Origin of the sequence: Eggerthella sinensis, assembly GCF_003339815.1 — a bacterium.
GTDB lineage: Bacteria > Actinomycetota > Coriobacteriia > Coriobacteriales > Eggerthellaceae > Eggerthella > Eggerthella sinensis.
Genome location: NZ_PPTT01000003.1, coordinates 202,525 through 209,878, shown reverse-complemented (window position 1 = coordinate 209,878; position 7,354 = coordinate 202,525). Strand labels below are relative to the sequence as shown.

Sequence of the window (7,354 nt, the reverse complement as noted above, 5' to 3'; positions counted from 1 at the left end):
CCGCGCTCCCCCTCTCCCCCTATTGCGCCCGCGCAAACACTTGCGGACCCAAAAACCCCAATGCGGGCGCAATAGGGGGAGTATCTCTGCCGTTTGACGCTTCCCGTGATAAAGTTTGCGCGCGTCGCTTTGTTGCACGTACGAGCACGGTATAATCCCAGCATCTTTTTGATCGGCCGATCAAAAAACACGGGTGGACGAGAAAGGAACATCATGGCTCCCGAAAACGACATCGATTATTCGCTGTCGCGCGTTCCTGATGAAGCGAAGCAGCCGTTCTGGCGGATTCTTTTCATCAGGATCGGCGCGATCTGCTGCGTATCGCAGCTCATGCTGGGCGCGGCGCTCGGCTACGGCCTCACCTTCTGGGACGCGCTGCTGGCAACGCTGCTCGGCTCGGTTCTGCTGCAAGTGGTCAGCTGGGCCCTCGGCACGGCGGCCGCGCGCGAAGGCCTATCCACCAGCTTGCTGTCCCGCTGGACCGGCTTCGGCAAAATTGGGTCGGCGCTGTTCGGCGGCGTCGTGGCCATCTCCATGGTGGGCTGGTTCGGCGTGCAGAACGCGGTGTTCGGCCAGGGTATGGCCGAAATCATCCCGTTCACGGACTTCCTCGGCACGCAGGAAATCATGCCCGGCATCATGCCTGGCATCACGCCCGAGTACATCCTGTGGGCGGTCATCACGGGCCTCGGCATCACGCTGCTCGTGGTGTTCGGCATCAAGGCAATCGCGAACTTCGCCACCGTGTTCGTGCCGCTGTTCGTGATCGTGGTCATCGTGGCCGCGGCCATCATCCTGCAAGACCACACCATTACCGAGCTGCTGACCACGGCCCCTCCGGGACCGGCGCTGTCGCTGGGCGCGGCAACCACCATGGTGGCGGGCGGCTTCATCGCGGGCGCCATCTGCACCCCCGACTACGCACGCTTCCTGAAGAACGGCACGCAGGTGTTCTGGATGACGCTCATCGGCACGTTCGTGGGCGAGCTGGGCATGAACCTGCTGGCCGTGCTGCTGGCGCACGCCATGGGCACCGAGAACATCGTCGACATCATGATGGGCACCTCGGGCATCCTCGGCGTGATCATCGTGGTGGCTTCCACGGTGAAGCTCAACGACATCAACCTGTACTCGTCGAGCCTCGGCTTGGCCACCATGATCAACTCCCTGTTCAACAAGAAGATCAGCCGCAACGGCCTCGTGTGGGCGCTCGGCATCGTGGGCACGCTGCTGTCGGTCATCGGCATCATCAACTACTTCACCAACTTCCTGACGCTGCTCGGCGTGGCCATCCCGCCCGTCGCCGGCATCATGGTGGTGGACTACTTCATCCTCAAGCGCAGCCGCGCCACGCTCGACGAGTCGCGTGCGAAGGGCGAGCTGCCGGCCAAGGTGGAGAAGTGGAACCCCATCGCCATCGCCAGCTGGGTCGCCGGCTTCGCCGTGGGCGAGATCACCAGCCTGATGAACATCGGCATCCCCGGCCTCAACTCGCTCGTGTTGGCCGGCGTGCTGTACTGGGTGGCGATGAAGGCATACGCGTCGGCGAAGAAGGTTGACACCGTCACGTTCGCCGAGACGGATCAGGTGCTGTAGGGCAATCGCCCCGCAACCTCCTCGCAAAGCGAAGGCCCCGATGTTTCACGTGAAACATCGGGGCCTTTTTCGTCGATGGGAGAAGTGCCGGCGCTACGGCATCAACACGAGGTCGTAGAGGTCGGCGCGGCGATCGCGCAGGTACGGGCTGCGCTGGCGATGCTCCACCACGTCGTTGAGGTCGAGTTCCACGTGCAGCACGCCCTCGGCTTCCTCGGCCAGCTCGGCCACCACATGGCCGCGCGGGTTGCACACCTTCGTGTGGCCCGGCATAACCAGCGCGTCCTCCACGCCGTAGCGGTTCACGGCCGCCACGAACGCCGTGTTCTCTAGCGCGCGAGCGGGCACGTTCACGTCCCACACGTCCATGTCCTCCTCGCACCAGGCCGAGGGGCACAGGATGAGGTCGGCACCCTGCAGCGCCAACATGCGCGCCACCTCGGGGAAGCCCATGTCGTAGCAGATCATCACGCCGACGCGCCCGAAGTCGGTGTCGAACACGGGGCAATCGAAGCCCGCGCGGAAGTAGAAGCGCTCGAGCGCCCACAGGTGCTGCTTGTCGTAGGTCCCTTGCAGCTCGCCGTCGCGGTCGATGAACACCGCGCTGTTGTAGGCCACGCCCGCCATCTCGTGCGTCAGCGCGAGCCCCGCAACCACGTAGCAGCCGCCGGCGCGGGCTGCGTCCTGCAGCGCGCGCACGGTGGGGCCGTCAACCGGCTCGGCCAGCTCGGGCACGTGCGGGCCCACGATGTTCAGCTCGTAGCCCGTCGAGAACAGCTCGGGCAGCACCACGAGGTCGGCCCCCTGCGCCGCCGCCTCGGCAATCATGCGGCAAGCCTTCTCCGTGTTGGCCTCAGGGTTGCAAAGCGAGCTCTCGAACTGGATAAGCGCCAGGTGAACCGACCGCGTTTCGTTTGGCATGATGCCTCCTTCCTAAAGTTTGAGGTCTCCCACTGCCTTCACCCTGATGCAGAGCGCGTCGCCCAGGTAGGCCATGGGGATGTCCTCGACGTCGACCACTTCCACGCTGCTCGGGTCGGCGCCTGCGGCGATGGCCTCGTCGCAGGCACGTTGCTTCGACTCCGCGAGCGCCTGCTCACGCGGCGTCTCGGACAGCGAGAACACCTTCGCAATCTGGCCCGACACCTGCGCGATAGCGGAACCCACAGCGTTCGCCACGCCGAAGTTCTCCGGGCGCAGCACGTTGTCGGAACCCTCAAGATGGTCGGGGGCCAGGATGGAGCCGCCGCCCACGAGGATCACGGTCACATCGCCAGCCGACGTCTTCATGGCGTCCACCGCATCTTCGATAATGCGCGTGATCTCGGATACGCCGCGTCCACGAGCGCCGGGTCGAGGTCGGCCACCAGCGCGGGATCGCCCACGCCTTCGGCCAAGCCCTTCGCCACCACGATGTCGGTAGCCGTCAGCGTGTCGCCGCCGAAGCAGAGCGCCTTCTTCGTCACGAGGTAGCCCACGCTGTCGGGGCCCACGGTAACGCGGCCGTCGTCAAGCTGCCGCACGAGCGAACCGCCGCCCAAGCCCACGGACACGAGGTCGGGCATGCGGAAGTTCGTGCGCACGTCGCCGATTTCCACCGCCACCATGCTCTCGCGCGGGAAGCCGTGCGCCAGCACGCCCACGTCGGTGGTGGTGCCGCCGATGTCCACGACCACGGCATCCAGCTCCCGCGTGAGGAACGACGCGCCGCGGATGGAGTTCGTCGGCCCGCAGGCGATGGTGAAGATGGGATAGCGCTTCGCGTAGTCCACGGACATGAGCGTGCCGTCGTTCTGTCCCAGGTACACCGCGACATCGGTGAGGCCCTCGGACGCGAGCGAGGCCTCGAAGCTGTCGGCCGTCGTGCGCGCCACGTCGTAGAGCGCCGCGTTCAGAATGGAGGCGTTTTCGCGTTCGAGGAAGCCGAGCGACCCGATTTCCGACGACAGCGTGACGGGGAAATCCTCGCCCAGCTCGTCGCGCAGCACCGCGGCCGCGCGCTTCTCGTGCGCGTCGGACACCGGCGAAAACACGCTGGTCACCGCCACGGACTCGAAGCCCTCGTCGCGCACGACGCGCGCCACCTCGCGGATCTCGTCCTCGGACAGCGCGCTGATCTCGCGACCGTCGAACTCGTTGCCGCCGTGCACGAGGAAGTCGCGCACGCGCATGGCGTCCTTCAGCTCGTCGGGCCAGTCGGCCATGCAGCTGATGGCCGTCGTGGCCGGCGCGCCCACGCGCAGCGCGGCCACCTTGTTGAGGCGCTTGCGCTCGACGATGGCGTTCGTGCAGTGCGTGGTGCCCAGCATGGCGAACCCGATATTCTTGGCCGCCTCCGCACCGATCTGCGTGATCACCTCGTGCATGGCAGCCACGATGCCGCCCATGACGTCCTCGGTGGTGGGGCTCTTCGTGGCGGCGACCAGATTGAGGTCGCCGTCGATGATCACGGCATCGGTGTTCGTGCCACCCACGTCGATGCCCAAACGCCAGATGCGCTTCTGCTCCTGATCGGCCATTACGCCTGCACCTCCTCGTTCTCCTTCGCCGCCATGCGCTCCTCCACCGGGATGTAGTCCACGTCGTAGCCGAACGCGCGCGGGCCCACAACCGCCAGGCCCTGCGGCGTGCGCCACTGCGGGGCGCAGGGCATGCCCACCACCACGACGCGCGCGCCGTACTTGAGGCCCTCGGTGGTCACGGGCGCGCCCGACTCCATGTCGAGCGACATGATGAGGTCGGGGGCCGTCGTCACCGGCTCGCCGTCGCGCAGCGCGATGAGGTTCTCGTTCTGGAACTCGATGACCAGCTCGCTTCCCTTGTCCTCGTCGAGGCCGGTCACCACGGCGCGGCCGCGCACGAACATGCCGTCGGTCTTGCGCTCGACGTCCATCACCTTGCCGCGGAACAGGCGGAACCCGTTCGTCACCTCCAACACGGCATCGATGGGATCGGCGTGCTGCTCGCGCGCCTCGCGCAGCGTGCGGCCGATCTCCTCGCACAGCGTGGGCGTGTTCGGAATGCAGTACTCCTTGAGCTGACGCCCCGAGCACGGGTACGACGCGAGGATGGTGTAGCCGCCCATCACCGACGTGGCCTGGCGCGATATGCGCTCGAGCCACTTGTCGTCGATGGCGCGCACGGTCACCGTGTTGCCCTTTTCGTCGGCCATGACGGCCGGCTGCCCGATCACGCCGTTGATGCCGAGCGTGGTCATCTGCAGCTCGGGGAACGCGCGGCCCATGAGGTCACAGTCCACCACGGGGATGCGGCGCGTTGCCGCGAGGATGAACGGGATGGTGGAGTTCACGCCGCCCGCTTCCACCGCGTAGATGGCGTAGGGTTCCTGGCCGAGCTCCTTCACCAGCTCGTCGTAGGTGGCCATGGGCTCGAGGCCGCTGCAAATCTTTTCCACCATGATGGTGGGGGCGCCCATCATCTGAGAGACGCATACCATCGCGTCGTCGGGAACCTCATCGGGGGTGATCAGCTCCACATCGCCGTATTTCTTGATGGCCTCGATGGCCATGAGCTTGCCGACGTAGGGGTCGCCGCCCCCGCCCGCGCCGAGGACCGTCGCGCCAAGCGCCATATCCTCGATCTCTTTGATGCCGATATTCCTTCTCATGATGGATAGGACCTTTCGTCGAAGATGCTACGAACCGCATAGAACCGTATTATCATGGAACCGAACGAGGTTTGCGATGACAACATAGCCAAAAGGAGACCTTCCCATGATTTTCAAACAGTTGATCGAACTCTACGATCTGCTTGATTCCCCTTCCGCAAGCGGCGCGCAGGTGGTCGATTATCTGCGGTCCATCGATCCCGCATGCGATGCCGAAACGTACGTATTGGAAGGCCCGAAGGGTTCCACCGACATGGTGCGCGTGCGTATCCCCGGGTCGCGCGGGCGAGCGGCGGGCGGCGACGCGCCCACCATCGGGTTGCTGGGACGCCTGGGAGGACTGGGAGCGCGGCCCGAACGCATCGGATTCGTGTCCGATGGCGATGGCGCGCTGTGCGCCCTGGCCTGCGCGGCGAAGCTGTTGTCGATGCACGCGCGCGGCGACGTGCTGCCGGGCGACGTGTTCGTCTCCACGCACGTGTGCCCGCACGCGCCCACCTTCCCGCACGAGCCGGTGGCGTTCATGGGGTCGCCCGTGGCCACATCGGCGGTGAATCGCGAGGAGGTCGGCGGCGCAGGGGCGCTCGACGCCGTGCTCGTGGTGGACACGACGAAGGGCAACCGCATCATGAACGAGCGCGGCTTCATGATTTCGCCCACCGTGAAGGAGGGGTGCATCCTGCGCGTGAGCGAGGATCTCGTGAGCCTCGTGGAAATTGCGACCGGTCGCCGTGCGCGCACCTACCCGCTGTCGATGGCCGACATCACGCCCTACGGCAACGGCCTGTACCACCTGAACTCCATCCTGCAACCGTGCACCGCAACCGACGCACCCGTCGTGGGCGTGGCCATCACCACCGAAACCGCCGTCCCCGGCTGCGCCACCGGCGCAACGCACCTGGAAGATTTGGAGGAAGCCGGCACCTTCATGATCGAAGCAGCCAAAGCCTTCGGCGAAGGGAAGTGCGCCTTCTACGACGAGGACGAATACGCCCGCTTCGTGGAACGCTACGGCTCGATGAAGCACCTGCAAAGCATGGGAGCACTGCCCCCGGAAGACGCGGAAGCGTAAGGAGCCCCCATGACCCTACCCCTCACCGACCGCGCGCGGAGCATCATCGCCACCAACCTCGCGCTCCAACCTGGCGAGACGCTGCTTATCGTCACCGACGACCCCACGCGCGAGGTGGGCGAGCTCTTCTACGAGGCCGCTCAGGCGATGGGCCATCGCACGCTCATCATGCAGATGCCCGAGGGGCGTGTGGCCGGCGAGGAGCCGCCCGCCGCGGTGGCCGCCGCTATGAAAGCCGCCGACGTTGCCCTGTGCCCCACGGCGAAGTCCATCACGCACACGAACGCGCGCATCGAAGCCGCAGCCGCCGGCACGCGCGTGGTCACCATGCCCAGCATCACCATGGACATGCTGCGCGACGGCGCCGCCTGCGCCGACTACACGCAGGTGGAGCAGCGCACCCGCGAGCTGACGGAACGCCTCACGCACGCGCGCTCGGCGCGCATCGAGAAGGACGGCCACGTCCTGGAGCTCTCCCTCGCCGGCCGCAACGGCGTGGCAAGTCCCGGCGTATACCGCGAGCCGGGCGCAAGCGGCAACTTCCCCTCCGGCGAAGCCTACATCGCTCCGCTTGAGGACGGCGCGCACGGCACCGCCGTCATCGACGGTTCCATGGTGGGCATCGGCACGCTGTCCGCGCCGATGACGGTCACCATCGAGCACGGACGTCTCACGGGCATCGAGGGCGCCGACGACCAAGGCCCCTACGCCGATCGCCTGGGCGTCCTGTTCGACCAACCGGAGAACGGTACCATCGCCGAGCTCGGCATTGGCACGAACGAGGCGGCGAAGCTGTGCGGCATCATCCTCGAAGACGAGAAGCTCTACGGCACCGTCCACATCGCCTTCGGCACGAACACCTCGTTCGGCGGCACCACAAAAGCGGCTTGCCACCTCGACGGCATCATCCTGCGCCCCACCCTCTACCTCGACAACGAATGCGTCATCCGAGAGGGCGCGTTCATCTAAGGGAGCGAACATCACCTGATGCTTCGCGATGTTTCACGTGAAACATCGCCCTATACGAAAAAACGGCCCGACATCCGTCGGGCCGTTTT

The 7,354-nt window shown here is 66.0% G+C and carries 7 protein-coding genes; 3 read left to right on the top strand and 4 right to left on the bottom strand.

Features of this window, described 5'->3' with window-relative positions; translation table 11 throughout:
• Nucleotides 1-213: 213 nt before the first annotated feature.
• The gene (locus C1876_RS02795; RefSeq protein WP_114545200.1) at nt 214-1,596 is read left to right on the top strand and encodes a purine-cytosine permease family protein; all 1,383 of its coding nucleotides are present in this window, start codon (nt 214-216) and stop codon (nt 1,594-1,596) included.
• 93 nt (nt 1,597-1,689) lie between these two features.
• Here C1876_RS02795 and C1876_RS02790 read toward each other — a convergent pair whose 3' ends face one another.
• The 4 genes from C1876_RS02790 to C1876_RS02780 are packed head-to-tail and all read right to left on the bottom strand — an operon-like array spanning nt 1,690 to nt 5,224.
• A complete protein-coding gene (locus C1876_RS02790) occupies nt 1,690-2,517 on the bottom strand; it encodes a nitrilase-related carbon-nitrogen hydrolase (RefSeq protein WP_114545199.1) in 828 nt (275 codons plus the stop codon).
• 12 nt (nt 2,518-2,529) lie between these two features.
• Nucleotides 2,530-2,886 carry a hypothetical protein gene (locus C1876_RS17915; RefSeq protein WP_244910011.1) on the bottom strand — a complete coding sequence of 119 codons (357 nt, stop codon included), beginning with the start codon at nt 2,884-2,886 and terminating at the stop codon, nt 2,530-2,532.
• Nucleotides 2,883-4,115 (bottom strand): hydantoinase/oxoprolinase N-terminal domain-containing protein, encoded by a 1,233-nt coding sequence (locus C1876_RS02785; protein ID WP_244910010.1) that lies wholly within the window; start codon nt 4,113-4,115, stop codon nt 2,883-2,885. Before C1876_RS02785 ends, C1876_RS17915 begins: the two co-directional genes overlap by 4 nt.
• A complete protein-coding gene (locus tag C1876_RS02780) occupies nt 4,115-5,224 on the bottom strand; it encodes an S-methyl thiohydantoin desulfurase family protein (protein WP_114545198.1) in 1,110 nt (369 codons plus the stop codon). The genes C1876_RS02785 and C1876_RS02780 overlap by 1 nt, the downstream gene beginning before the upstream one ends.
• A gap of 106 nt (nt 5,225-5,330) precedes the next feature.
• On the opposite strand from C1876_RS02780, the gene C1876_RS02775 reads away from it, so the two are divergent.
• On the top strand, nt 5,331-6,296 hold the full coding sequence (locus tag C1876_RS02775; protein ID WP_114545197.1) for a DUF1177 domain-containing protein: 966 nt from the start codon (nt 5,331-5,333) through the stop codon (nt 6,294-6,296).
• Between the two features lie 9 nt (nt 6,297-6,305).
• The gene (locus C1876_RS02770) at nt 6,306-7,265 is read left to right on the top strand and encodes an aminopeptidase (protein WP_114545196.1); all 960 of its coding nucleotides are present in this window, start codon (nt 6,306-6,308) and stop codon (nt 7,263-7,265) included.
• Nucleotides 7,266-7,354 lie beyond the last annotated feature (89 nt).

Excerpts from the sequence above, each read along its gene's own strand:
- C1876_RS02795 (WP_114545200.1), top strand. The coding sequence starts at position 214 with ATGGCTCCCGAAAACGACATCGATTATTCGCTGTCGCGCGTTCCTGAT.
- C1876_RS02790 (WP_114545199.1), bottom strand. The coding sequence starts at position 2,517 with ATGCCAAACGAAACGCGGTCGGTTCACCTGGCGCTTATCCAGTTCGAG.
- C1876_RS17915 (WP_244910011.1), bottom strand. The coding sequence starts at position 2,886 with ATGAAGACGTCGGCTGGCGATGTGACCGTGATCCTCGTGGGCGGCGGC.
- C1876_RS02785 (WP_244910010.1), bottom strand. The coding sequence starts at position 4,115 with ATGGCCGATCAGGAGCAGAAGCGCATCTGGCGTTTGGGCATCGACGTG.
- C1876_RS02780 (WP_114545198.1), bottom strand. The coding sequence starts at position 5,224 with ATGAGAAGGAATATCGGCATCAAAGAGATCGAGGATATGGCGCTTGGC.
- C1876_RS02775 (WP_114545197.1), top strand. The coding sequence starts at position 5,331 with ATGATTTTCAAACAGTTGATCGAACTCTACGATCTGCTTGATTCCCCT.
- C1876_RS02770 (WP_114545196.1), top strand. The coding sequence starts at position 6,306 with ATGACCCTACCCCTCACCGACCGCGCGCGGAGCATCATCGCCACCAAC.